The sequence below is a fragment of the Serratia sp. KH_031 genome, assembly GCF_057839655.1.
Genome location: NZ_CM174496.1, coordinates 4,694,836 through 4,719,872, shown reverse-complemented (window position 1 = coordinate 4,719,872; position 25,037 = coordinate 4,694,836). Strand labels below are relative to the sequence as shown.

The window sequence follows — 25,037 nt, the reverse complement described above, 5'->3', positions numbered from 1 at the left end:
ATCTTTTACTTCTCTGAGTCATTGCGGCCTAACGCCCAAAGTGCGGCGTATTTATTAAAGGTATATTGCGCGTTGACCACCGCTAACAGCAACCCTTGTTTTCCGTCCAGAAAACCAGCGCGCAACAGCCAAGTTTTGCAAAAAGCGCCCAACGTGTGGGTGAGAATAGAAAGGTAGCCGCAGCGTTTACCCGCTTGATGGCGTTGGGTCGCCCATTGCTCGGCGTAATGTAATTGTTTGCGCTGAAAGGCAAAGAAATCGCGGCAGGTTAGATGCAGTAGATCGCCTTTCAACGCGATAACTTTTGCACCGTTGGTATTCAGCGATTCATGGACCAGGTAGTCGTTATAGCGGTAACGTGCGTTGGCATATAAGCGGTTAACGCGATCTGGATACCAACCGCTATGGCGCATAAAACGGCCAAGAAACAGGTTACGGCGACCAAGGCTGTAAACTACGTTATCGTCCGGGGTATTTAGCACTCGTTCAATTGACTGGCGCAACTCTGGGCTGACACGTTCGTCGGCATCGATCATCAAAACGTAGTCGTTGCTGGCGTAATTTTGGGCAACTTGCCGCTGTTTGCCGAAGCCTTGCCAATCGGTATGAACGAAAACCTTCGCGCCAAGGTTTGTAGCAACGGCGACAGTGTCATCCTGACTGCCAGAATCCAGCACAATAACTTCATCTGCCCAGTCGACGGATTGCAGGCAATCTGGCAGCAGCGTGGCTTCATTTTTGGCAATCATCACCACCGATAAACTCGCTCGCATATCAGTGACTCCGAGGTGGCAGATAGGGCTCCAGCAGTTGCAGCAAGCGCTGCAAGGCTCCCTGATTCTGATACAACACTTCTACCGCATGGCGGCCATAGTAGCGGCGATAATCTTCATCGGTGAGCAGCGTTTCGATTTCTTTTACCAGCGAATCGGTGTCAGTGACGGTGATTAAACCATCAGATTCTGACAGCTTGGCGCAGATATCTTTGAAGTTAAAAGTATGTGGCCCCATTAGCACCGGGATCGCGTGCGCAGCAGCCTCCAGCGGGTTGTGCCCTCCACGTTCGACCAGACTTCCGCCAACAAACGCCAGATCGGCAATTCCGTATAACAGCATCAGCTCACCCATGGTGTCGCCAATCACTACCTGTGTGGTGCTGGAAGGGATTTCGCCGCTACTGCGAGTGATGTAGCTGAAGCCGGCTTTTTGTGTCAGTTCTTTGGCTGTCGGGAAACGCTCAGGGTGGCGTGGTACTAAGATCAACAACAGTTCTGGATGCTTTTCTAATAGTTTACGGTGAGCGGCTAACAGGATGGCTTCTTCACCCTCATGAGTGCTGGTGGCGATCCACACTTGGCGGCGTGGTGCCCATTGACGACGTAGCGTGACTGCGCGGGCGGCTAATTCTGGTGTGACCGAAATATCAAACTTCAGACTGCCAGTGACGGTTAACTGCGAACGTTTCAAACCCAACTCGATAAAGCGATCGCCATCTTCCAGGTTCTGAGCGGCAATCAGGGTAATACGGCGCAGCATATCGCGCATAAAACCACCGATCTTTTTATAGCCGGCAGCGGAACGAGCAGAAAGACGGGCATTGGCTATCACCAATGGGATTTGGCGTTGGTGTAATGTGTTAATCATGTTTGGCCATAATTCGGTTTCCATGATAATCACCAGCTTTGGGCTGACTTGATCGAGAAAACGGTTCATGGAGCCGGGGAGATCGTAGGGTAGATAGACGTGATGTACGTCTTTACCAAAAGCAGACTGTACGCGCTCTGAACCTGTCGGGGTCATGGTGGTCACAGTTATCGGTAATGAAGGATACCGATGACGTAAAGCGCGAACTAATGGAATGGCGGCTAGCGTTTCACCAACGGAAACAGAATGTAGCATGATGCCACCGGGCACCACCTTCCCGGCGCAGAAACCATAGCGTTCAGCCCAGCGTTTGCGATAGGCTGGAGCCTTGCGACTGCGTAACAGTAAACGCAACCAGATCAGTGGTTGAATGAGGTAGAGTAGTACCTGATATAAACGCAGTAACATTCTATCATTTTCATTTATATGGGTTGCCCAGAATAGTACCATAATCGGATGGGAAAGGCGCTAATTTGGTGGCTTCAGGGGCGGTATCAGACAACAGGCGAGAGGTTTCGCTGCTAAGGTTGAGATGAAAAATATTCTAATTATTCGCCGCGATAATATTGGCGATTTGGTTTGTACTACCCCACTGATTGAAGGGTTGAGGATTGCTCATCCAGACGCAAAGATTTATCTGCTGATCAATAAAGTCAGCCAAGACGTTGTTAAGAATAACCCGCATTTGGAACGGGTCTTTGTCTATAAAAAAGCAAAACATAAAGCGAAAAACGAAACTACGTTAGGCGTTTATTTAGAGCGGCTAATGATATTCTTGCAACTACGGAAAATAGAGTTTGATGCGGCTATTCTGGCTAATCCGGTGCCTTGTAAATACAGTTTACGGTTAGCTAAAATGGCTGGTGTAAAGCATATCATCGGAGCCGACCTTGGCAGTTCTGAAATTAGTCGCCCGTTTAAACCAGCGGACTTTCACGGTAAGCATCAGGTGGAGAATGCCTATAGTTACTTGGCGGCTACCACGGAGAATATCCCCCCGATTCCTCCTGTCAGAGTTTATTTAACCGATATTGAACGCCAACAAGCTGTTCAACGTTTGCAAACGTTTTTACCCGACGCCGAGCGGATTTGTGCGGTACATATCAGTAGCCGTAGCCCAAAAAGGCGTTGGCCATTAGAGCGTTATGCCGAAATTATTCGCCGCTTAACCGCGGAACCACAGACTTCGGTACTGATTTTCTGGTCACCTCAGGGGACTCTAACACCTGATGATATTGGCGATCAGGCTCGTGCAGAGCTGCTATTAGCACAATGTCAGCATCAACGCGTTGCGCTGTACTCTACGGCGTCAGTGAGGGAGCTGCTGGCTGGGTTTGATCTCTGCGATCGTGTTTTGTGCAGTGACGGTGGCCAGATGCATCTGGCTGCGGCACTGCATAAGAACCAAGTTGTATTTTTTGGTGATACAGATAAAGACAGTTGGCATCCGTGGTCAGGGAAATATGAAATCCTGCAAGCAGAGTCTGGCGATTGTGCTGATGTGACGGTGGACGAGGTATGGCAGAAACTACAGATGTTGGATGCGTGAACGCAGACAGGGATGCCCCTGTCTGTCACATCATTTCAATGCTAAATACTGCTGACAAATAGCGTCTAAACCGTAGCTGGCTAATTGCTGATGATTAATCTGAGGGGGATGGGAATAAACTTCTACCATTTTCTGCGCCAGTGATTGCTCATTCAATTCGGCCAATGCATTCGCCATTCCGGCTTTTTCTAAAATCTCTGCTGGTCCGCCAGGGCAACGGGTGCTGACGACCGGAGTATCACACAGCAAGGCTTCAACCAAAACATTGCCAAAGCCTTCACTGTCGGAACTGAGCACCAACATCTTCGCCTGTTTGATGAACGGGTAAGGGTTGGCTTGGAATCCCAAAAACTGTACGCGTTCCGCAATCCCCAACTCAGTCGCCAGCGCTTTGGCTTCGGCTGTCTGCTCTTCTTTGCCGGTACCAATGAGTACCAAAGGTACCTGGATACCCGACAACGCATAGGCTTTTAGTAAGCGATCGTGCCGTTTGTGTGGATGAAAGCGCCCGACATGCACCAGATAATCTTGGCCTGCTAGTTCGCAGGGCTCTGTTGCTTGTTGTTCAATGGCGGCGATATCAAACGGATTGTTGATGACGGCTAAACGGTTCGGTTGGATGGCGAGCTGCTGTTTTAGATCATCCCCGACGGCTTGTGATACTGCAACGATGTTGCGAGTCTGATAAACGTTGGCGATCTTGCGCCGTTTCAACCAACGATCGAGCCCTTTACGATGCCCCAGATAAGAGGTTGAAAGAATACCGTGGATACAGAACCATAGCCGATCTGAGGCCAACACTTTGCTACGGCTGACGATACGATCGGTCTTATGCAGGTTGGAGAACACCAGATCAAAAGTGCCATGTTGGCGTTCGTTATCAATAACGGCGCGGTCTAACAGCGCAGCGCGGCGTGATAACTCGGTCAGTTTGCGCCAAGGCTTGCGGCATGAATCCACGACGACTTGATAATGAATGCCTTCTGGGATCGGGTAGTTACAAACATCCCTCAGAGAGAACAGGCTAACGTCGTGCCCCAATTGCTGCATACCTTGGCATAGCGTCAGCACCACCTTTTCAGCTCCGCCTCCCGGCAGACCATCGATAATCATCAGTATTCGCATCATCAATCCAGTAAGCGTTGATAGAGGTTAATTAACTGCTCTGATAGCCGTGCCGGTGTGGCAGACATAATACGTAACCTAGCCGCTTCCGCCATCGGCGATCCCAAGGCTTGGCGAGGTAATGCTCGAATGGCTTCTGTGATCGCAGGGATATCCAGCGCATCGGTAACAAAACCATTCTGACCGGGGGTAATGAATTCTGAACCGCCGCAGGTAGTACTGGTGATCACCGGTAACCCGCAGGACATCGCTTCCAGAATTACGTTCGGGAAGGGATCGTACAACGTAGGTAATAACAAGGCATCGGCGGCCTGGTAGAACGGCAACGTCTGCTGTTGTACACCCATAAAATGGATTCGGTCGCTACAACCGAGAGATTGGGCCAAGGCGCGATAACGTTTCTCCGCTTTATCCTGACCCACCACCACCAGATGGCTATCTGTTGCGGCAACGGCACGGATCGCCGCGGCTAAACCTTTACGCTCGAAACCTGAACCGACAAAAATCAGGCAATGAGCCTGCTGTGGGATCTGATATTGCTGACGTAATTGTTGGCGGAGTTGCTCGTTTGCTGGCAAAAATTTCTGGTTATCAATAGCGTTGTAAATCACGGTGATTTTATCGGCCGGAACACCGAAATCATCAATGATTTCTTGTTTGATCATTTCTGCATTACAGATCACCGCTTTTAATTCAGGCGCTGCATACATCGCGCGTTCAGCGCACATGATATAACGATGAAAGTGGTTAGAGAACAGCCACTTACGACGCCATGTTGGCAGCAGGCGTGCACGTTGTAATAACCAACGGCGATGCACCCCATCTCCGGCGCGGTAGATGTCGCAGCCGGGGATACGCTCGTGACTTTGTACCAGATCGAATTTTTGTTTTTGCCACAGTACGCGAGCCGCTTCAGCAAAACCTCGTTCACGGCTGATACGGCCAAACTTCATAGGATTACACAGGTGAATGTGCCAGTTTGGATTGACATCACCTTGCCATTCGCGGGTGATGACGTTGAGTTCGAGGTCTTGCTCTTCCAATGCCTCCAAGGCGCGGGAGACAAAGCGCTCAGCCCCGCCATCCGGGCGGTATTTTTGGCGAACGAGTGCCAAACGAAATGCTTTCATGCTAACTGGCTCCGCGCGGCGGCAATCACCGTGTCTGTAGGAATGAGGTCGAGATAACGTTCGTCGGTGCCGGTATCAATATCATCGGGGTCGGGTAGCGCGCCATAGTCACCAGCCCAAATTACGCGACCGATCACCTGCCACGGACGCCAAAAAGTCAATTTGGAAGGGCCAAATAAGGCAATACAAGGTGTTTGCAGCGCAGCGGCCATATGCATAGGGACAGAATCTACGCCGATAAACAGTCTGGCGTGGTCGATCAGTGCGGCGAGTTGGCGCAGAGTCAGTTGTCCTGCCAATGAGACGACGCCTTGTTGTGGGCAATGAGCCAAGATTTTTTCCACCATTTCACGCTCTTTGGCGTCTGGGCCTGAAGTGAGTACTAACTGGTGGCCATCAGCTTGCAGAGCGTTGATGGTGGCGGCCATCTTTTCTTCACTCCAGCATTTGAAGAACCAACGTGAAGTCGGTTGCACCACAATGTAGTCGCCATGAATACCTTGTTGTTGCAGTAAACGTTCGCTGGCTTGCCAATCTTGCGGTGCGTAGCTCATGGTGACGCGTTGATCGAGGGCTTCCAATCCTAACGGTTGGAGCAGTGACAGATTCTGTTCAACGGTATGTAAATCTTGATGATCGGTCACTGGCACTAAATGAGTGTGGCAATGCTTCCAGAGAAAACCCTGACGTTTGGGGAAATCAAACCCAAGTCGGATTCGTGCGCCGGTCAGTTGCGTTACCAGGGCACTACGCCATTGATCAGCCAGATTGACCACTAAATCGTAATGGCGTGCTTTCAGTTGGCGGATCAGATGAAGCTCGTGAGCCATATGCGCTTTGGTGCCTTGTTTTTTCCACTGCCGATCGATAACAAACACCTGCGCCAGCGCTGGATGGCTGAGTAACATGTCTTGCGTTTCTTGATACAGCAGCACGTCGATCTGCGCCTGAGGATAATTTTGTCGCAATGTGTTGATGACCGGTGTGGTCAACAACATATCGCCGTGATGGCGGAGCTTAACGATCAAAATACGCTGTATTGGCTGAGTCGTGGTTATGGCTGGCGCGTTGGTCATCGGATATCATTTTCTGGGAAACCAACCGCTGATTCTAAATGACCCGATCGCATGTGGCTATACTTGCACGGATTTCTTGCCCATATAGAAAAAAATAGACTAGTGGGCGACAAATCCGAATTAACGTTGTCCAAACCAGGCAGCAAAGTCATTTGCCCATCTGAATCGTGCTGCGTAACATAGAGAGCAATTGCTGTTATCAGGCCAAATTCTTATGACCAAACCGGCGTTTTTGATCACTATTGATACCGAAGGCGATAATCTGTGGCAAAACCATGATCGCATTTCGACTGAGAACACCCATTTCTTGCCGCGTTTTCAAGAACTCTGTGAGAAATACGGTTTTAAACCGGTTTATCTCACCAACTACGAAATGGCGGTTGATGCGGAATATGTCGAATTCGCCCGCGATGTGATCAAGCGAGGCACTGGCGAAGTAGGGATGCATCTGCACGCTTGGAATAGCCCGCCATTAGCACCATTGACCGACGATGACTGGCGACACAAACCTTATCTGATTGAATTTCCTGCCGATCTGGTTCGCGCCAAAGTTGATCATATGACCAAGTTACTGGAAGATAGCTTTCAGACTAAAATGCTGAGCCATCGTGCCGGTCGTTGGGCGTTCAATGAATACTATGCCTCTTTACTGTTGGAATATGGTTATCAGGTAGATTGTTCGGTTACACCACGCGTGAACTGGCAATACTCGCCGGGTAATCCACAAGGTAATGGTGGTACGGACTATCGTTATTTTCCTTCGCAGGCTTATTTTATTGATCCCACCAATATTGCGCAGTCGGGTAATTCTTCCTTATTGGAAGTGCCGATGAGTATTCAGTACAAACATTCTGGAATGATGAACGCAATCAAGCAGGGTTATGATCGCCTGCGTGGTAAGCAGCGTTCGCCTTCGGTGCATTGGTTACGGCCAACGGGGAGTAATCTGGATGCCATGAAGCGGGTGGCCGAGCGATCGTTAGCGGAAGGGCATGATTTTGTAGAATTTATGCTGCACTCTTCCGAGTTCATGCCCGGCGGTAGTCCGACGTTTAAAAATGAGCAAGACATTGAAGCCTTGTACCGTGATTTAGAGCAATTATTTGCTTGGTTACAGGAAAAGACGGTGGGTATGACATTGGCTGAGTATTATCAACTTAAAGTGAATTGATATGTCGAAAAAGTGGAAGATTAAGATCGCAAATTGGTTTCTACGACGCTATACAGAGAAGTATGGTCGTTTTCAGGATAAGACCACTTTCGACAGTAATATGCAGTTCAGTAGCATTGTTATTTATTCCACCACTGCGTTGGGGGATTTTATGTTCAATACCCCCGCGCTACGAGCGGTACGTGAACGTTATCCCGATGCACACATCACATTAGTGGTACATAAGAAAAACCAGGAACTGGTTGAGAATAGTCGTTATTACAACCGAGTGGTTTATTGGGATAGTAAATTCAAAAGTATGCGCCCTCTGCTGAAATCATTACGCCAACATCAACCCGATCTGGCATTGATTTTACATTCCCATCAACCTTATGACGTGATAAGCGCAGTGTTGGCCGGTGCGAAATATATTATCCGTGATAACTATAAATCGGGTATTTCCGGCCTTGAGCCTTGGTTGGTTAATTATGTCTTCAACTATTACGGCCACTTTATTCACCGGAAGCTAGAGTTGATTTCTGTGCTGGGTTGCCGCAATGACGATCCGCGTATGGAAATACCTGCGCCTTATCAACGGGCACAGAAAAATGCTGCTTTTCATACCATCGGTTTCCAACTCGGGGCGTCAACTGAGTCACGTTGTTGGCCAATTTCACACTACGTCAAACTGGCAGATATGCTGGTGGCTTATAACGATAAGGTACGTATTGTGTTGATTGGTGGCTCTATGGATGAAGGTAAAGCCAACCAGTTTTTGCAGCAGATTCATCCTGATACTCATGCCCACATGGATAATCAAATAGGGAAAACCGGGTTGCAGGCGTTGTTAACGTTGATTGATGGTTTTGATGTGTTGATCACTGGTGATACCGGGCCATTACATCTGGCTGTAGCATTGAAGACGAAAACGATCAGCCTGTTTGTTACCGCGGATCCCCGTTCGACCGGGCCAATACAGGATCATGAATTGCATCGAATTATTCATGTTTCTCGTACTGGGTATACTCTGCCATTGGAAATAGAAGGACCGATGGGAGTGATTCAGCCGCAACGTATTTATGATGAAGTGCTAGCGCATGTGCCGCTGAACGCATCAATGGCAGATTAAGAGTGCCTTAGAGGTTCTTCAACCACCAACGGGTTCTTGATAACCAAATATCCACTTGCGGATACTGCATCTGAGCCAATTTTTTGCCAGGCACACTACTGGCCTGGCATATCGCTACCGCTTTGCGGAAAAGTTCACAGGCTTGCTTATCATAACGATAATAGCCGTGAATTTTTTTGGACATGCTTCTTATTTCAGTGAAGCAATTGGCGATCATTAATGCCGCCAATTTTCGCAAGGGTTCATTACCGACATGCTGTTCAGCAAAAAGTATCATTTTACTGACGGCAAACTGTAAATCCTCAATATCCTTAGCTTTAATGTTACGCGTGATACCGTGGATATTATCCCGGTATAAATACAGCTCATGATCCAAGTGTGCGATCTTCTGGGTTTTAAAATAGATATACGGCGTGAAGATGACGTCCTCATAACAACGGCCGCTAGTAAAGGTTTCTCCTGTTAGTAACGACCGCTTATATACTCGGCTCCAGACGTGCCACATGGATATTGCAAACAGAGGCTCTAAACAAGAGATACCCTTTGCGTGAAAATCATAAATTTTCAACCGAGTTTGGTTGTCTACGACGTCCTCTAGAGGAACGTCGCAGAACTTTTGATATTTAAAATCAATCAGGTCATATTCTTCCGTCATCAAGATGGGGCGCAAGTGACGTAAGTAGTCGTTGCTCAGTAAATCATCACCATCCATAAACGTGATATAACGGCCTTCTGCCATGGTCATACCCGCGTTTCTCGCCTGAGCGACTCCTCCATTCTCTTGCGAGATAAACTTCACGTTTATTAAAGACTGATGTTTCGCAAGGTATTGGTGAACTAAACGGGCTGACTTATCAGTAGAACCGTCATCGATAATGATGATCTCAATGTCAGCGCCAGCCTGTTCAAATAATGAATGTAGGCAGGCAACAATGAACTCTTCATTGTTGTAAAAGGGGACGATAAAGCTGAGTAGTGGTGATTGGCTCATATCATCTAGCCCTGTGTTTCCTTCGTTTTCTTCACAGATAACGCGCTTAGAATAATTGCTAAACAAAACATTGCGGTACCTTCGGTACTGAAGAGAATAACATCACTAAGCCCATAAGCGAACAAACTGCATGTGATCGCCAGCAATAGTGCGTTACGGTATGGTCGTAGGGCAGACAAAAATAGGCCAAGATAAAGCGCCAGCAACAGTACCACACCCCAAACGCCTTTTAGGGAATAGGTCTCCAGCATCTCATTGTGTAGATGGACTGTTGCGTAAAATGCGGCCCCGTTGAGTTCGGGATGTTGTGCCACGATAGCTAATATCTCTTCACCACGTTGTTCGGCAGATTGCCCAAGGGGAGCCATATTCCCAGTACGTAGGGCAACAATTTGCATAGAAATTCTCGACATTACTGAGTTATCTAACCCAGGGGTCACTACCATATTTAGGTTGTCGCGGAATTCGTTAATCCGTTGTTCGATTTGTGATTTTAACGCTAAGCCGCAAATAGCAAGCAAAATGGGCAGTGATATTACCAAGATAATTTTATGTTTAGTGGAGATAAGGTCTTTAGTCGCTAATACCGAGAGGCAGATTGCTACCGGGTAAACCAACATTGCGGCTCGGGTTCCTGTCAGGATGATAGCCGTAAAAGATAATGCGAAACCTAATATATACAATGGAATACGATAGCGTGAGCGTAACATCAAAATTGCCTGCATCATCACCAGGTTGGTTGCTGTGATAATATAAGCAGCAATAGTAGCACGATCAAAATTCAGTTCTGCACGTGGAACATCTAACCATAACCCCTGATAGAACACATAGAAGTTGATGAGCAGCCCCGCAAACAAGGCAAGACCAATGAACCAGCGTTGCATGCAAATACGTTCATTGAGTGCAATCAAAAGAATGAATGCTGTTGCGATCAACAACCTACCTGTCGCCATGTAGGCTCGGTAAATATTGATGTACTCGCCTTGTTGCTTGAAATGTGTCATCCATAGAATGGTACCCAGCCCAACACAAAAAAGACATAAGGGCAGGATAAGATTTATCCTGTTTTTGATGTAAAACTTAAGGTTTACGCAAATGGCAATAAAGGCGATGTAGCTGGCAATATAGAAAATATTTCGTCCGGTAGAAGAACCAAAAGGAATCATACAAAAGGCAATAGCACAGCCTAAGTAGATGAGATAACTAAAAGCAGGGTGCGGTGTTTTTTCTTTTAACATTAATATTTTCCAGCTTGCATAATTATTGGATCACAAAAGTACTCAAGGTGTGATCAAACTCTGTTTTGAACAGGGCATAATTGAAATGTTTTGTAGGATAGTTTTGCGCATTTTGGCTCATTTTCGCATAATTATCTGATGCGATGAGCTGTTCGAATGCGTCTGCACAATCAAGGTGTGATAATAGTTTTGGTGTTACTAATTGGTCTGTGACGGGATCATAAACATCATGAGGGAAATCCACTTTAATACCGCTTAGGCGCTCATGTTCTTCAATCGTCACTGATGGTGTTAACCCTAGGCCGCAATCACCGTGTTTAATGACTTCTGGTTGGCCATCAACCAATGGGAAAATTACTGGGACAGCATAATACAATGATTCCATACAAGAAAGTCCAAAGGGTTCGGTAATCGGCGTGCTCATATAAATGTCAGTACGGTTGAAGAAGCTAGCGACGTCATCTTGAAAACCGGAAAAGGTTACCTGATCTCCCAACTGCAATCTATCTGCCAATTGTCCAAATTTGTCCTTATCTGGGCCTTTGCCTGCGATTTCCAAGGTAACGTTATGACCACGTTGCAGTAACTCTTTGAACATCAACAAGGTGACGCTAATGCCTTTCAAGCTGACTAACCGTGAAGCGGTACCAATACGGATTGGCTGGCCAAGGCTTCTTGGCTCTTGGCTAATGCCAGAAGGCGTTTTGATGCGGTTGATGACGACCTGCGGAACGATTGGCAGATTGAAGCGCAGTTCCATCACGCGTTTGGAAGCGTAGGAGGCTGAAATACAACCGTCTAACATAGCGAAAAAACGCAACGTTTTATGATTTTTGGCGTAGCGCCATGAACAGCCATGATCGTAATAGACCAGCTTACCGCGTTTGGGTTTCGCTGACAGTCCGGGTATTAAATCCCAGACGATGATAACGTCCGCGTTTGCCCTTTCAATTTTCCATTTTAATAGATATTTGCGTAGGAACTGCGGGCAGCGAAGGTTCAAGGAGTTGAATAGGCGATTAGCAAAGGTCACTTTTTGTTGTGGCATTTGTTTGCGGATTTCTTCACCCACTTCGCCGCTGATGCAAATGACTTGATTGCTGGTGTCAGTAGAATCATTGATATACTGCAAAAATAGGCGCTCAACGCCCCCCATCTTTCCCAGATTGATAATATGCAGCTTCTTCATCATATAACCTTTTGTAATTCTGCCAACACTGAATCTGCGGCAATGGTTGCCATACTCTTTTGTGGTGAAACAATAGCCGCCTGATTTTGCCCATAACCGCCAATCAGCCCCGGATCGGTTGGGCCGAATAGGGTGATGTTGGGTCTATCTAACGCAGCGGTGAGGTGGCTTAAACCGGTATCTACCGAAACGACGGCTTTAGCGCCTGCCAGCACTTCGGCAACTTGTTGCAGACTCATTTTAGGTAAGACTTCAACATGCGAAAAACCTTCAGCCAAACGTAAGGCTCGCTGACGTTCGTGTTCGGCACCCCAAGGCAGTTTGATTTTTAGCTCGCTGGGTTGCACTAGCTCGATCAACTCACGCCAGTTTTGCTCCGGCCAGTGTTTTTCATCACGCGTTGTGGCATGTAAAAACACCAAGTATTGTCCTGCATCGGCGGGAAAATGGTTGAGAAAACGGGCGGCAATGGCGTAATCACCTGTGTTTTGTGGTTTGGCATAGCCCAAGCTTTTGGCAAATAATTCTCGAGTTCGTTCAACCGCGTGTTGTTGTTTATTAATTTCGTGGCGGTGGTTATAGAACCAACTGGCGAAAGGTTCGCGTACGCTTTTGCAATCTTGCCCGTGTTTACTGCCTTTGGCGATACGCGTCACCAATGCGGCACTCTTGATCAAGCCTTGCGCGTCAATCACCACATCGTATTGACGCTCTTGAACTTTACGTTTGAAGTCACAGCGTTGCTGGCGAGTTTCGCTACCGAACCAGTTTTTACGCCAACGGCGAATCGCGACCGGGATCACGCGATCGACTGCTGGGTGCCAAGTAGGGATTTGGCTAAAACCTTCTTCTACCACCCAGTCGAAACGAATGCCGGGGATCGCCTGCATAGCATCGGTCAATGCGGGAAGGGTATGTAACACATCCCCCATTGACGAGGTTTTTACAATTAACACCTGCATGTTATTCCTCGCTGGCTGCAAGTAACGGCGTCAGCGAATCCAACACCTGCTGTGGCTGTATATCAATCAGGCTCTGATGGTAACCCTGATCGGCATCGCCTTTGCGTATTTTATGGTAACCAGTAATTAATCGGATAACGACGGCTTTGTTGGACAGTGGCGGAGTAAAGTCCGGGCTGCTCGGGCCATACAAGGCGATTAACGGTTTGTTCAACGCTGCGGCAATGTGCATTAATCCAGAGTCATTACTGACTACCGCTTGGCAGGAGGCAAGCAAAATTACGGCCTGCTCTAACTGAGTTTCACCCGCTAGGTTGAGGCAAAAATCACGCTCGTCTTCACTCAGTGTTGAACGGATTTGCTCACCAGCTTCGTGGTCTTTGGCCGAGCCAAACAGGACAACCTGATAGCCTTGTTCGATCAACATCTGCGCCAATGTTGCGTAGTGATAATGTGGCCAGCGTTTGGCAGGGCCGAATTCTGCGCCAGGGCAGAAACCAATAATTGGGCGATGATCGGTCAGGTTGAATGCGGAGGTCGTTTCAGCGATCTCTTCATCGCTGACCTGTAATTGTGGCCACAGCAAGGGTTGTGGGAGGTCGTCGGCGCTCTGGATTCGCTGACTGTTATAGGCCAGGGCGACATAGCGCTGCACCATCAACGGGAAAGCGGCTTTATCTAACACGCGGATATCGTTAAGCAAACCATAACGCATTTCACCGCGCCAGCCAGTGCGTTGCGGCACGTTGGCGAAGAAGGGAACTAGTGCAGATTTGAACGAGTTGGGCAACACATAAGCCCGGTCGTAACCGTTAGCACGTAAGGTATGGCCTAAACGACGACGCTCACCGATGGCTAAAGCACCATGTCCCAGCGGCATGGCCAGCGCTTGGTTGACTTCCGGCATCCGTGCTAGCAACGGACGGCACCAAGCGGGTGCCATCACGTCGATTTCTGCTGTGGGATGTTCGGTCTTCAGGGTGCGATAAAGACTTTGCGACATCATCATGTCGCCAACCCATGAAGGGCCGATAACCAGTATTTTCATACCGTGAATATGTCCCTTTAGCTTAGGCGGGGCGGTTCAACCAGGCCATGTACTCTTTCACGCCCTCGGCGACGGTTTTGAATTCGATATCACAACCCGCTGCACGCAGCTTGGTCAGATCGGCTTGCGTATAGGCTTGGTAACGGCCTTTTAGCTTTTCCGGGAATTCAATGTATTCCACAGAACCTTTCTGGTGATGGGCGACAACGGCATCGGCCACGGCTTGGAAGGTTTCTGCACGGCCAGTACCGCAGTTGAAGATGCCGGATACGCCGCTTTTCCAGAACCACAGGTTGACTGCTGCCACGTCACCGACGTAAACGAAGTCACGTTTGAAGTTTTCGCTACCGGCAAACAGTTTTGGATCTTCATCGCGATTAATTTGTCCGTTCAAATGGAACGCGACGCTGGCCATGCTGCCTTTGTGACCCTCGCGTGGACCATAAACGTTGAAGTAGCGGAAACCGCAGATCTGTGAATCTGCCTGAGGCAGGATTTCACGAACATACTGATCGAACAGGAATTTTGAGTAACCGTAAACGTTCAGTGGCTGCTCGTATTGACGTTCTTCGATAAAGTTTTCGTTGCCGCCGTAGGTGGCCGCAGAAGAAGCGTACAAGAATGGGATTTCGCGATCCAGACAGTAATGCAGTAGGTCTTTGGAGTACTGATAGTTGTTGTCCATCATGTACTTACCGTCCCACTCGGTAGTAGAGGAGCAAGCACCCTCATGGAAAACAGCGTCGATTTCACCCAGATCGTCACCGGCCATAATACTGGCGATAAAATCTTCTTTATCAACGTAGTCAGCAATATCAAGATCAACTAGGTTAACGAACTTGGTACCGTCTTTCAGGTTATCTACCACCAAAATATCACGATAACCTATATCATTCAGAGCCTTAACGATGTTGCTGCCGATCATGCCAGCGCCGCCAGTGACGATAATCATTGGGTTTTCCCCTATCAATCTGCCTGATGAAGCACAATGCTTCACACGATATGCTGCCTATAATAGCATTTCGTGCCGTCGCAAACATCGCTTGGGTTCCTAATATCCTTTCTAAAATGTGACTTTTAAATTCATATTCATCATGCTCGATTGCTGATTATCAGCAAAATACTGCTCGTAAAGCATATTCAGCGCCATGTCGTCAGTGAATACCCACTCCAGACCACTGCCGACCATCATGATATCGCGAGACAATGGGATGCCATTCAACGGCATATATTGGTTAATGCCGGTAAAACTGGCGTTATAGCTACCGTTATCCTGAGAAATGGCTTGTTGATAATGGGTTTGAGCCGTGAGATTGATTTTACCTTGATTGCCTAATTCCCAACCATAACCTGCTCGTACGCCGAGCCCTGCCTGCCAACGAGTTGTGGTTTGAGCATTTGCCTGTAGGCCAAAACCGGAAGCTCCATTCTCTTGAAACGCATCCTGTTTCATGCTGATGTATTGCGTATCAATATAAGGAGTGAGTTGCCAACCTTCCTTTTTAATGCGGTAACCCATTTCGCTACCGAGAGTAAAATAGCTACCGCTTTGATCGCTACTGACTCGTGGTGCTTGAGTGCCCAATAATAACGTGCGTTTTTGCTGGCCGTCGTAGTAACCGGAGGCAATACGGCCTGTGACATAGTAAGAGTCAAAAATCTTACCGCCATACAGGGAACCTTCACCCACGGTACCGCTGCTGTTTTCTGAGCCACGACTCAGGTTGCCATAAGTTTCACTGCGGGTTAATGAGCTCCCCATAAAGGTATTTTTATCCAGGAAAATATCTTGTCCTATAACCCAACCATTCATATTGTAATTAACACCTGCGAGACCCGAGCTACCCAATTGGCTTTGATAATTGATGTTTCCCGTCCATGCACTGCTTATCGGGGAATCCATCAATTGAGCGATATGGTCGGAAACCTGACGATTATTCACGCTAATCGCTTGCATGGTCATTGCCAAACTGGCTGCAGGTAATTGCCCTGATAGGCTTTCCAGCGAGGCTTGGGCGGCCTGTGCATTGGGGGATTGTTGAATGCTGGCCGCTCCATTCATAAATTCAGTGGTCTTAGCCTCGGTTGGCGCTGTTGAATTGGCTAACTGATTATCTAACTGAGTAAAAGCTTGCTCAACGCGATTGGCACCAGAAGTCGCTGCGGCATTGTATTCAACACCTGCGGCATTGGTGACTTGCACGCGTTGGATATTCAACCACGCCTGATTACTGCTATAGCCGACGGTGGCATCCAAGAAGACGCCGGATGTTTTAGTGAAGGTATCAAACTGCCCGGTTAAACCACCTTGAGCGGTTAACACATCTTGATGCTGGGTGGATGTGACATAACCTTGAGGCACGGCTAGCACGTGAAGATCGCCCGCCAGAGTGGCTGTGCCCTGAACATTCAACGTAGAGCCTAATACCAGCGCTAATTGGCCATCGGCCGTTTGGTTATAGTTTTGACTAAAGTTGGTCTGGCCGTTGTGTAGCACCACGCTACCTTGGTTGTTCACGTTGCCACCTACGCGACGAACATCCAATGTGCCGGAGGGCCCTACGTTGACAGCGGAAGTTAACCCATTGTTTGATGTGAGTGTTCCCCCTAATACTTGAGTTAATCCGCTATAAGTGGCCTCTTTTTCAAGTACTAATGTACCGGTGCCGTTCTTGATGAGTCCCCCGGTTCCGCTGATTGAGTTACCCCACGTTGAGGAATAGCCGTTAAATGAAACGCTAACATCTCCCCAATCAAATTTGGCAGGGCCACGTACTGCGGCATCGACATTCAACAGGCCGTAGCCAAATGTGGCATCGACGCCTGGCGTTCCTTGGTCCGTTGCGGTACCCAATAAAGTCTGGCGCACTAAATCGTTATTAAAATAGGGAAATGCCTGCCAGACCATTGCTGCCGCCCCTGACACCTGAGGTGCCGAGAAAGATGTGCCGGCAACCATGGTATTAAACAGGGCCCCGGTTTGCGGATTTTGAGTCAGAACGGAGACGGTTCCCGGTGCCACTAAGCAGTAGCGCATACTGCTGCCACAGGCATTGGCATAAGAGGCGAGTTCATTGGGCTTATTGATTGCACTAACGACTAACCAACCTTTTTCCAATGCAGATGAGTTGGCGAGTGTGGGGATAGCAGCGATATTGCTTGGGTTTTCATGGTGATCGTTACCGCTGGCAAATATCACTAACCCACCATGCGACACGACAAAATACTGGTAGGCATCGGCGTAATGATTAATGGTGGAACTATCGGGGTCTGTCCAAGTGGGAATATCCCACGAGTTATTCATGATTTTAGCGCCAGCATTGGCCATATCGCGGTTAACGTCGAATAAAGAATAACCTTTTGAGCCACCGGATGTTTTTGTATCAGGAATAATTCGGGCACTGACTAAGGTAGCCCCAGGAGCTGTACCGCCAGAGAAGGGTTCAACTCGTTGTCCGGCAATGGTTTGTGCAACTTTAGTACCATGACCACGAACATCACCTACAGCGGTATTGTTGGTGTCCGGATCAACATAAGAGAAATATTGTGCCACTTTTCCTTGCAGCGCCGGGTTCGTTGTTAATATACCGCTATCGACTACGCCAATAGTGATACCTGCACCGGTATAACCGGCGGCACGTGCTTCAGCTGCGTGGGTAATAAACAGATGTTGATTATAATTATCTTGAGTTAATGGTTTGGTGGGGGAAATGATCGGCGCGGTATTTTTAATCTCCGTTGGCGGAGGTTCTACACTGCTACTGCTATCACCGCCGCCACCGCCACCTCCACAGGCGGAAAGTATGAAGGTTAAAAAAGAGTTCCCGGATAAATATAAAGACTTCTGGAGTAGAGATTTTCCTGAGGACATGAGAAGTACTCCTGGCTTTTATTAGCCATTTTTATTAAATCAATTTGAGCGCTCCTTGAATTCCGCAAATAAGTATTTCGGATTTCTGATATAAGTCATCCTTCCCCAAAAAACTTTCCCAAATATTTTTGAGGGTTGTGATGAATAACCATGTAATGTTGCTTATTGACTCGCCTTGTCAGATATATTACAGCGACAATTATGAAGGCTACTCTGAATTCAATGCTAGATGCACAAATTAATCTCGTCAAATCCGCTAGGTGATTAATTTATTGATTTTACATTGTTTTGATAAATGCATTGCAGTTCTTAAATAAGTTAAGTGAATGTTGTTGGTGCATTCAGTGATGATGTTCTAGCCGGATTTTATATGGAGATGTTAATCAAAGGCATCATTTTATTCTGTAGTGATTGGCAGCTCACTGGCGCTGTGAACTCCGTGATCTAGGCAGCAAAATAGCGCTGCGATAGCAGGAAATTTACATCATCCCCACCATCTTTTACCCTTTTCCGTAGTATTATCGTCTGATAAGTTACAAAACAGTAAAATCTGTGGAAAACACGCCAATCCTGGAGATAACCGTAATGTCCGTGTCTTTTTATCAGCAATTGGAACAGCAACTTGCCACTACTCGTGCCGAAGGATTGTTCAAAAACGAACGCATCATCACTTCTGCTCAGCAGGCCGATATAGCAGTTGCTGATGGCAGCCATGTGATCAACTTCTGCGCTAACAACTACCTTGGTCTAGCGAACCACCCGGCGTTGATTGCAGCGGCCAAGGCCGGTATGGACAGCCACGGTTTCGGTATGGCTTCTGTGCGCTTTATCTGTGGCACGCAAGACAGCCATAAACAGCTGGAACAAAAACTGGCTGAGTTTCTGGGGATGGAAGATTCGATTCTGTATTCCTCTTGCTTCGATGCCAACGGTGGCCTATTCGAAACTCTGTTAGGGCCGGAGGACGCGATTATCTCCGATGCGTTGAACCATGCTTCCATCATTGATGGTGTGCGCCTGTGCAAAGCTAAACGCTACCGTTACGCCAACAACGATATGACAGAACTGGCAGAGCAATTGAAGCAGGCAAGGGCTGAGGGTGCGCGTCACATTATGATTGCCACCGACGGTGTGTTCTCGATGGATGGTGTGATTGCTAATCTGAAAGGCGTGTGTGATCTGGCTGATGAATATGACGCGTTGGTCATGGTGGATGACTCCCACGCCGTGGGTTTTGTCGGTGCTAATGGTCGCGGTTCGCATGAATATTGCGATGTGATGAAGCGTGTCGACATCATCACCGGTACTTTAGGTAAGGCACTCGGCGGCGCTTCTGGTGGTTACACCGCCGGCAAGAAAGAAGTCGTAGAGTGGTTGCGCCAGCGTTCACGCCCGTATCTGTTCTCCAACTCATTGGCTCCAGCTATTGTTGCCGCCTCTCTCAAAGTATTGGAGTTGGTGGAGCAGGGCGATGAGCTACGCGATCGCCTGTGGACTAACGCCCGCCTGTTCCGCGAAAAAATGACCGCCGCAGGCTTTACGCTGGCTGGCGCCGATCACGCCATCATCCCGGTGATGTTAGGTGAGGCAACATTGGCGCAGAATTTCGCCAATGAGCTGCTCAAGGAAGGCATTTATGTCACTGGTTTCTTCTTCCCGGTGGTGCCGAAAGGTCAGGCCCGCATCCGTACCCAGATGTCTGCCGACCATACCCCGGAACAAATTGAGCGCGCTGTAGCGGCGTTTACTCGTATCGGTAAACAGCTTGGCGTTATTGCATAAGGTAATATCATGAAAGCATTGTCAAAACTGAAAGCGGAAGAAGGGATTTGGATGGTCGATGCGCCTCAGCCAGAGCTGGGGCATAACGATGTCATGATCAAAATCCGTAAAACCGCGATCTGCGGTACGGATGTGCATATCTATAACTGGGATGAATGGTCTCAGAAGACGATCCCGGTACCGATGGTGGTTGGGCATGAATACGTCGGTGAAGTCGTGGCGATCGGCCAAGAAGTCAAAGGTTTCGAAATTGGCGATCGGGTTTCCGGTGAAGGACACATCACCTGTGGACATTGCCGTAACTGCCGTGGTGGACGTACTCATTTGTGCCGTAACACCACTGGGGTTGGCGTTAACCGCTCTGGTTCCTTCGCTGAATATTTGGTTATCCCGGCGTTTAACGCCTTCAAAATTCCAGACAATATTTCTGACGAACTGGCTTCGATCTTCGATCCATTCGGTAACGCGGTGCACACTGCGCTGTCGTTTGATTTGGTTGGTGAAGATGTGCTGGTTTCCGGTGCTGGCCCGATCGGCATTATGGCTGCGGCGGTCTGTAAACACGTCGGTGCCCGTCATGTTGTTATCACTGATGTGAATGAATATCGCTTGGATCTGGCGCGTAAAATGGGTGTGACCCGTGCGGTTAACGTCAGCAAAGAAAACCTGAGCGATGTGATGACCGAATTGGGCATGACCGAAGGTTTCGACGTTGGTTTGGAAATGTCAGGAGCACCACCGGCGTTCCGTACTTTGCTGAACTCCATGAACCACGGTGGTCGTATTGCGATGCTGGGTATTCCACCATCGGATATGTCGATCGACTGGAATCAGGTGATCTTCAAAGGGCTGTTTATCAAAGGGATTTATGGCCGTGAGATGTTCGAAACCTGGTATAAGATGGCAGCGCTGATCCAATCTGGTCTGGATCTAACCCCAATGATCACTCACCGTTTCGGTATTGATGATTTCCAGAAAGGTTTCGATGCCATGCGTTCCGGCCAGTCCGGCAAAGTGGTATTGAGCTGGGATTGATTTCCTACTATGGAGCCGGATTCCCGGCTCCATTCACTATGTATTATCCCAACCACTGATTCCAGTGACGTTTGATAAATTCTACCGGGGCAGACTGTGCCACGCTTTCGCCAATGATCCCCAACACTTTGCTGGCGTTTGGTTTTTCCTGCGGCAACTTGACCTTACACTGCTTGATCGCGCCAGTGAATGGATTCTTTGGTTGTGTTTTTTGTGGTTTACTCGGAGGAATATAGCTACTGCCGCTACTTTGCTGCGGTTCGTTCAATAGTGCGCTGGGTTTGACTAATACGATGTCAGATGGGAGCGTTGGCAGCATCTGTCGTAATACTTTCACCGTTGCTGGGCGTGGGTGGCCGATTGCGATGGCTGAGCCATTGCGACGCGCCAATTCTACTGCGCGGTTGAACTGCTTGCGGATATCCGCTTCGTTTGCAGTATCATCGAGAAAGACTTTGCGTTTGATAACTTTCACCCCAGTACCCACGGCGGCACGACTGGCTTGGCTGTTACCGATGGTCATACTGTCGAGAAAATACAGATTGTAGCTTTCCAACGCCTTCATCACCTTTTCCATACCCGGCAGGCTGGAAGTCATCGCGCTGCCCATATGGTTGTTCATGCCAACCGCATAGGGCACGTTGTTCACCGCATTACGGATAATGCGCTGAACTTCTTCACTACTCATGGACGGTTGCAGGGTATCGCGCTCTAACGGTTGTTTGCTGAGCGGTGCCATCGGCATGTGGATCAAGACTTCGCGCCCTTGGCTGTGCGCCTGAGTGGCCATCAAATGGGCGTGTGGCGCGTTAGGCAGCACGGCGACCGAAATCGCCGTTGGCATTTGCAGTACGGCGTTTTCTTCATGTGGGCGATAACCCACATCGTCGATCACGATGGACAGTTTGCCAGCCTGTGCGGCGGAAACCAGCAATAAAGAACCTATCAGTACGGCAATACGTGTTTTGATCTGCAAACCTATCTTCCCAACCACGGCAGTGGGTTAACCGCCTGACCTTGGCGACGGATTTCGAAATAGAGTGACGGATTTCCTTGACCACCACTGGTGCCAACCAAGGCGATCGGTTGGCCAGCGCGCACCTGTGCACCAACGTTAACCAACGCGCTCTGATTGTAACCGTACAGGCTCATGTCACCTTTACCGTGCTCGACGACGACCACTAAGCCGTAACCTTGCAGCCAGTCGGCCATTAGCACGCGACCGTCGGCGATAGCGCGAACTTCACTACCTTCTGGCGCCGCGATCACCATACCTTTCCAGCGTAGTTCACCTTGTAGTGATTCACCGAAGCGGTGTTCAATGCGGCCACGTACTGGCCACATGGCTTGTCCCGCTGGACGACCCAAGCCGCCGGTGCGCGCCATCAGTGAGCGCTCGCTTTCGGTTGGTTTATAGCTAGAGCCAGTTTTCTTCGCTTGTTGTTCTTTCGCTTTCACCTGTTCACGCACTTTGGCCGCTTCACGCGCTTCGCGTTCGGCGCGGGCACGGGCTTCACGCTCGGCGCGAGCGATTTGGTCACGCAGGCGTGTTTCGTTCTGGCGCAATTCGGTTAACCGTTGTTGATCTTTCGCCAACGAGGTTTCCAGAGCGCTCAGGGTTTTCTTACGTGCGCTGCGTGCCTGCTCCAGCTTTTGCTGTTGCGTTTGTTGTTCGCCGAGTAATGATTTTTGTTGGCCCTGTTTAGTGACCAGACTGGCTTTTTGTGTGGCGAGCTCGGTGCGAGTCTGTTTCAACTCTTCGATAGATTGTTGGCGAGCTTCGTTCAGATAACCAAAATAGGCCAGAATACGCTCGCTGCGCTGGCTTTCTTCACCGCTCAGGATCAGCTGTAACGCGCTGTGCTGCCCTTGGCGGAACGCCGCATCGAGCTGTTTAGCGAGAATATCTTGTTGTTCGGTCTGTTGTTTTTGCAGTTTGGCGATCGAGCTATTTAGGCCATCAATATCTTTTCCCAAAGAACTCAATGTACCTTGGGTATCACGCAACGTCCGGCTGGCTTGCGCGATAGTTTTTTCCTGAAGTTTGAGCTGATCTTGCAATGAGCTGCGCTGTTGTTGTTGTTGTTTAACGGCTTTTTCTTTTTCAGCGATGCTCTGTTGGATGTCTTTGAGTTGAGATTTGTTGTCTTCGGCTGCATAGCCAGATAGCGGTAACAACCCAAATAACGGCAACAACAATGCGCCAGCACATAATATGCTGGCGCAGAGAGTGGTCAACGTCCTTGGCGCTGGCAGTTGACTGCCGTTGTTTGCGCCTCGGGTTACCGTAGGTAGTGCAAAATATGCCTTCTCCGTCATACCGAAGGATTATTCCACGATGAACAGCGGCTTACCAGTCATCTCTTGCGGGATTTCCATTCCCATTAGCGTCAGCATGGTCGGGGCGATGTCGGAAAGTTTGCCACCTTCAACCGCTTTCACCGCCGGTTTGCCGACGTAAATCAGCGGTACAGGCAGACTGGTGTGGGCGGTATGCGCCTGACCGGTCGCGGGATCGCGCATCTGCTCGGCGTTACCGTGGTCGGCGGTGATCAGTAATTGACCATCAACCGCTTTCACCGCTTCAACCACTTGGGCGATGCAGTTATCCAATGTTTCAACCGCTTTAACCGCAGCATCATAAACACCGGTATGACCGACCATATCGCCGTTCGGGTAGTTACAGATGATGGCGTCATATTTACCGCTGTTGATGGCGCTTAACAGCTTGTCGGTCAGTTCTGCTGAACTCATTTCTGGTTGCAGATCGTAGGTCGCGACCTTCGGTGAGTTGATCAGCACACGGTCTTCACCTTTGAACGGATCTTCAACACCACCGTTGTAGAAGAAGGTGACGTGAGCATATTTTTCGGTTTCAGAGATGCGCAACTGAGTTTTGTCGTGCTTCATCAACCATTCACCAAAGGTATTTGCCAATGACGCTGGTGGGTAAGCACAAGCGGTTTTGATGTCGGCAGCATATTCGGTCAGCATCACGAAATCGCCAAATTTCACCACTTTAGCGCGTGGGAAACCGTCAAAGTCGGTGTTAACAAAGGCACGAGTGATCTGCCGTGCACGGTCAGCACGGAAGTTCATGAAGATCAGTGCGTCGCCATCGTTCATGTCGGCAGTGGCTTCGCCAGCGGCCTGAATCACGGTGGGTTTGACGAACTCATCGTTTTCGTCGCGAGCATAAGCGGCTTGCAGTGCAGCAACGGCGTTGTCGGCGGTGTATTCGCCTTTGGCTTGAGTCATCAAGTCATAAGCAAGTTGCACACGATCCCAGCGATTGTCGCGATCCATGGCAAAGTAACGACCAATTACCGATGCGATGCGGCCCGTACCCAGTTTGGCAAACTCTTCACTGAAACGTTTCAGTGAAGATTCAGCACTACGCGGCGGGGTGTCGCGGCCATCCAGGAACGCATGCAGGTAAACCGCTTTGGCGCCACGTTGGGTAGCCAGTTTGATCATGGCCAGAATATGCTCTTCGTGGCTGTGCACGCCACCTGGAGACATCAAACCCATGATATGAACGGCTTTGCCTGCTTGAACCGCTTTGTCGACTGCGTTGGTCAGGGTTGGGTTAGCGAAGAAATCGCCATCTTTGATTTCTTTATCCAGACGGGTCAAATCTTGATAAACGATACGACCGGCACCCAAGTTAACGTGACCGACTTCCGAGTTGCCCATCTGACCGTCAGGCAGACCGACATCCAGACCCGACGCGGCGATCAGGGTGTGCGGCTGTTGCTGCCACAGACTGTCCATCACTGGTGTATTGGCATTCAGGATCGCGTTGTCCTGTTGCTCTTCACGATGGCCGTAACCATCTAGAATCACCAGAACCATAGGCTTTTTGTTGCTCGACATTGCTGTACCTCGTAATGATAGGCATTAAGTTGTGGATAGCCATCAGACTCGCAAGGATGATGGCTATCCACTCTCAAAAACCGCGTGATTCTACCTCAGTTAGCGCTCAAAAAGAGCCCAAGAAGATCAATGTTGCAGTAAAAGTGTTTTATTTGACCGATTCCCTGACTGAAAATTTCTCGGCGTGCGCCGCAGATTCATGCTTATTGGCTGTATTTGCCGCATTCGGCAGGTATACTCTG

At 48.9% G+C, this 25,037-nt stretch carries 20 protein-coding genes; 5 read left to right on the top strand and 15 right to left on the bottom strand.

What is annotated here, in order from left to right; all coding sequences use genetic code 11:
• Nucleotides 1-5: 5 nt before the first annotated feature.
• Nucleotides 6-773 (bottom strand): glycosyltransferase family 2 protein, encoded by a 768-nt coding sequence (locus tag AC3ISQ_RS21360; RefSeq protein WP_489349757.1) that lies wholly within the window; start codon nucleotides 771-773, stop codon nucleotides 6-8.
• A 1-nt stretch (nucleotide 774) separates the two neighbouring features.
• Entirely contained in the window at nucleotides 775-2,052 is a 1,278-nt protein-coding gene (gene waaA / locus AC3ISQ_RS21355; protein WP_489349755.1) for a lipid IV(A) 3-deoxy-D-manno-octulosonic acid transferase, read from the bottom strand.
• Between the two features lie 124 nt (nucleotides 2,053-2,176).
• Here waaA and AC3ISQ_RS21350 point away from each other — a divergent pair, with 124 nt between their 5' ends.
• Nucleotides 2,177-3,193, top strand: a complete 1,017-nt coding sequence (locus AC3ISQ_RS21350; RefSeq protein ID WP_489349753.1) for a glycosyltransferase family 9 protein — start codon at nucleotides 2,177-2,179, stop codon at nucleotides 3,191-3,193.
• Nucleotides 3,194-3,223: 30 nt separating this feature from the next.
• Here the strand turns inward: AC3ISQ_RS21350 and AC3ISQ_RS21345 are convergent, their stop codons facing one another.
• The 3 genes from AC3ISQ_RS21345 to rfaQ are packed head-to-tail and all read right to left on the bottom strand — an operon-like array spanning nucleotide 3,224 to nucleotide 6,524.
• A complete protein-coding gene (locus tag AC3ISQ_RS21345) occupies nucleotides 3,224-4,318 on the bottom strand; it encodes a glycosyltransferase (RefSeq protein ID WP_489353431.1) in 1,095 nt (364 codons plus the stop codon).
• A 2-nt stretch (nucleotides 4,319-4,320) separates the two neighbouring features.
• Complete coding sequence (locus tag AC3ISQ_RS21340) at nucleotides 4,321-5,448, bottom strand: glycosyltransferase family 4 protein (protein ID WP_489349752.1); 1,128 nt, start codon at nucleotides 5,446-5,448, stop codon at nucleotides 4,321-4,323.
• The gene (gene rfaQ, locus AC3ISQ_RS21335) at nucleotides 5,445-6,524 is read right to left on the bottom strand and encodes a putative lipopolysaccharide heptosyltransferase III (protein WP_489349750.1); all 1,080 of its coding nucleotides are present in this window, start codon (nucleotides 6,522-6,524) and stop codon (nucleotides 5,445-5,447) included. The genes AC3ISQ_RS21340 and rfaQ overlap by 4 nt, the downstream gene beginning before the upstream one ends.
• Before the next feature lie 214 nt (nucleotides 6,525-6,738).
• On the opposite strand from rfaQ, the gene AC3ISQ_RS21330 reads away from it, so the two are divergent.
• Both AC3ISQ_RS21330 and AC3ISQ_RS21325 read left to right on the top strand, forming a co-directional pair.
• Nucleotides 6,739-7,695, top strand: a complete 957-nt coding sequence (locus AC3ISQ_RS21330) for a polysaccharide deacetylase family protein (protein ID WP_489349748.1) — start codon at nucleotides 6,739-6,741, stop codon at nucleotides 7,693-7,695.
• 1 nt (nucleotide 7,696) lies between these two features.
• Entirely contained in the window at nucleotides 7,697-8,803 is a 1,107-nt protein-coding gene (locus AC3ISQ_RS21325) for a glycosyltransferase family 9 protein (protein WP_489349747.1), read from the top strand.
• A 7-nt stretch (nucleotides 8,804-8,810) separates the two neighbouring features.
• Here the strand turns inward: AC3ISQ_RS21325 and AC3ISQ_RS21320 are convergent, their stop codons facing one another.
• From AC3ISQ_RS21320 to AC3ISQ_RS21290, 7 genes are all read right to left on the bottom strand, one after another.
• The gene (locus AC3ISQ_RS21320) at nucleotides 8,811-9,794 is read right to left on the bottom strand and encodes a glycosyltransferase family 2 protein (RefSeq protein WP_489349745.1); all 984 of its coding nucleotides are present in this window, start codon (nucleotides 9,792-9,794) and stop codon (nucleotides 8,811-8,813) included.
• A gap of 5 nt (nucleotides 9,795-9,799) precedes the next feature.
• Entirely contained in the window at nucleotides 9,800-11,032 is a 1,233-nt protein-coding gene (locus AC3ISQ_RS21315) for an O-antigen ligase family protein (RefSeq protein WP_489349743.1), read from the bottom strand.
• Between the two features lie 22 nt (nucleotides 11,033-11,054).
• Entirely contained in the window at nucleotides 11,055-12,221 is a 1,167-nt protein-coding gene (locus tag AC3ISQ_RS21310; RefSeq protein ID WP_489353429.1) for a glycosyltransferase, read from the bottom strand.
• Nucleotides 12,221-13,183: a lipopolysaccharide heptosyltransferase RfaC gene (rfaC, locus tag AC3ISQ_RS21305; RefSeq protein ID WP_489349741.1), complete on the bottom strand. Its 963-nt coding sequence runs from the start codon at nucleotides 13,181-13,183 to the stop codon at nucleotides 12,221-12,223. The genes AC3ISQ_RS21310 and rfaC overlap by 1 nt, the downstream gene beginning before the upstream one ends.
• 1 nt (nucleotide 13,184) lies before the next feature.
• Nucleotides 13,185-14,231, bottom strand: a complete 1,047-nt coding sequence (gene rfaF / locus AC3ISQ_RS21300) for an ADP-heptose--LPS heptosyltransferase RfaF (RefSeq protein ID WP_489349739.1) — start codon at nucleotides 14,229-14,231, stop codon at nucleotides 13,185-13,187.
• A gap of 22 nt (nucleotides 14,232-14,253) precedes the next feature.
• Complete coding sequence (gene rfaD / locus AC3ISQ_RS21295) at nucleotides 14,254-15,183, bottom strand: ADP-glyceromanno-heptose 6-epimerase (RefSeq protein WP_489349738.1); 930 nt, start codon at nucleotides 15,181-15,183, stop codon at nucleotides 14,254-14,256.
• 111 nt (nucleotides 15,184-15,294) lie between these two features.
• Nucleotides 15,295-18,102, bottom strand: a complete 2,808-nt coding sequence (locus tag AC3ISQ_RS21290) for a S8 family serine peptidase (protein ID WP_489349736.1) — start codon at nucleotides 18,100-18,102, stop codon at nucleotides 15,295-15,297.
• A 585-nt stretch (nucleotides 18,103-18,687) separates the two neighbouring features.
• Here AC3ISQ_RS21290 and kbl point away from each other — a divergent pair.
• Nucleotides 18,688-19,884 (top strand): glycine C-acetyltransferase, encoded by a 1,197-nt coding sequence (gene kbl, locus AC3ISQ_RS21285; RefSeq protein ID WP_489349735.1) that lies wholly within the window; start codon nucleotides 18,688-18,690, stop codon nucleotides 19,882-19,884.
• A 9-nt stretch (nucleotides 19,885-19,893) separates the two neighbouring features.
• Entirely contained in the window at nucleotides 19,894-20,919 is a 1,026-nt protein-coding gene (gene tdh / locus AC3ISQ_RS21280) for an L-threonine 3-dehydrogenase (protein WP_489349733.1), read from the top strand.
• Between the two features lie 43 nt (nucleotides 20,920-20,962).
• Here tdh and AC3ISQ_RS21275 read toward each other — a convergent pair whose 3' ends face one another.
• Genes AC3ISQ_RS21275 through gpmM form a run of 3 tightly spaced genes read right to left on the bottom strand, consistent with a single transcriptional unit; the run spans nucleotide 20,963 to nucleotide 24,795 of the window.
• Nucleotides 20,963-21,913: a divergent polysaccharide deacetylase family protein gene (locus AC3ISQ_RS21275; RefSeq protein WP_489349731.1), complete on the bottom strand. Its 951-nt coding sequence runs from the start codon at nucleotides 21,911-21,913 to the stop codon at nucleotides 20,963-20,965.
• A complete protein-coding gene (gene envC, locus AC3ISQ_RS21270) occupies nucleotides 21,898-23,238 on the bottom strand; it encodes a murein hydrolase activator EnvC (RefSeq protein ID WP_489349730.1) in 1,341 nt (446 codons plus the stop codon). Before envC ends, AC3ISQ_RS21275 begins: the two co-directional genes overlap by 16 nt.
• Nucleotides 23,239-23,247: 9 nt before the next feature.
• Entirely contained in the window at nucleotides 23,248-24,795 is a 1,548-nt protein-coding gene (gene gpmM / locus AC3ISQ_RS21265; RefSeq protein ID WP_489349728.1) for a 2,3-bisphosphoglycerate-independent phosphoglycerate mutase, read from the bottom strand.
• Between the last annotated feature and the right edge of the window lie 242 nt (nucleotides 24,796-25,037).

What these genes read in the sequence shown, in the direction of transcription:
- AC3ISQ_RS21360 (WP_489349757.1), bottom strand. Translation starts at nt 773, where the DNA reads ATGCGAGCGAGTTTATCGGTGGTGATGATTGCCAAAAATGAAGCCACG.
- waaA (WP_489349755.1), bottom strand. Translation starts at nt 2,052, where the DNA reads ATGTTACTGCGTTTATATCAGGTACTACTCTACCTCATTCAACCACTG.
- AC3ISQ_RS21350 (WP_489349753.1), top strand. Translation starts at nt 2,177, where the DNA reads ATGAAAAATATTCTAATTATTCGCCGCGATAATATTGGCGATTTGGTT.
- AC3ISQ_RS21345 (WP_489353431.1), bottom strand. Translation starts at nt 4,318, where the DNA reads ATGCGAATACTGATGATTATCGATGGTCTGCCGGGAGGCGGAGCTGAA.
- AC3ISQ_RS21340 (WP_489349752.1), bottom strand. Translation starts at nt 5,448, where the DNA reads ATGAAAGCATTTCGTTTGGCACTCGTTCGCCAAAAATACCGCCCGGAT.
- rfaQ (WP_489349750.1), bottom strand. Translation starts at nt 6,524, where the DNA reads ATGACCAACGCGCCAGCCATAACCACGACTCAGCCAATACAGCGTATT.
- AC3ISQ_RS21330 (WP_489349748.1), top strand. Translation starts at nt 6,739, where the DNA reads ATGACCAAACCGGCGTTTTTGATCACTATTGATACCGAAGGCGATAAT.
- AC3ISQ_RS21325 (WP_489349747.1), top strand. Translation starts at nt 7,697, where the DNA reads ATGTCGAAAAAGTGGAAGATTAAGATCGCAAATTGGTTTCTACGACGC.
- AC3ISQ_RS21320 (WP_489349745.1), bottom strand. Translation starts at nt 9,794, where the DNA reads ATGAGCCAATCACCACTACTCAGCTTTATCGTCCCCTTTTACAACAAT.
- AC3ISQ_RS21315 (WP_489349743.1), bottom strand. Translation starts at nt 11,032, where the DNA reads ATGTTAAAAGAAAAAACACCGCACCCTGCTTTTAGTTATCTCATCTAC.
- AC3ISQ_RS21310 (WP_489353429.1), bottom strand. Translation starts at nt 12,221, where the DNA reads ATGAAGAAGCTGCATATTATCAATCTGGGAAAGATGGGGGGCGTTGAG.
- rfaC (WP_489349741.1), bottom strand. Translation starts at nt 13,183, where the DNA reads ATGCAGGTGTTAATTGTAAAAACCTCGTCAATGGGGGATGTGTTACAT.
- rfaF (WP_489349739.1), bottom strand. Translation starts at nt 14,231, where the DNA reads ATGAAAATACTGGTTATCGGCCCTTCATGGGTTGGCGACATGATGATG.
- rfaD (WP_489349738.1), bottom strand. Translation starts at nt 15,183, where the DNA reads ATGATTATCGTCACTGGCGGCGCTGGCATGATCGGCAGCAACATCGTT.
- AC3ISQ_RS21290 (WP_489349736.1), bottom strand. Translation starts at nt 18,102, where the DNA reads ATGTCCTCAGGAAAATCTCTACTCCAGAAGTCTTTATATTTATCCGGG.
- kbl (WP_489349735.1), top strand. Translation starts at nt 18,688, where the DNA reads ATGTCCGTGTCTTTTTATCAGCAATTGGAACAGCAACTTGCCACTACT.
- tdh (WP_489349733.1), top strand. Translation starts at nt 19,894, where the DNA reads ATGAAAGCATTGTCAAAACTGAAAGCGGAAGAAGGGATTTGGATGGTC.
- envC (WP_489349730.1), bottom strand. Translation starts at nt 23,238, where the DNA reads ATGACGGAGAAGGCATATTTTGCACTACCTACGGTAACCCGAGGCGCA.
- gpmM (WP_489349728.1), bottom strand. Translation starts at nt 24,795, where the DNA reads ATGTCGAGCAACAAAAAGCCTATGGTTCTGGTGATTCTAGATGGTTAC.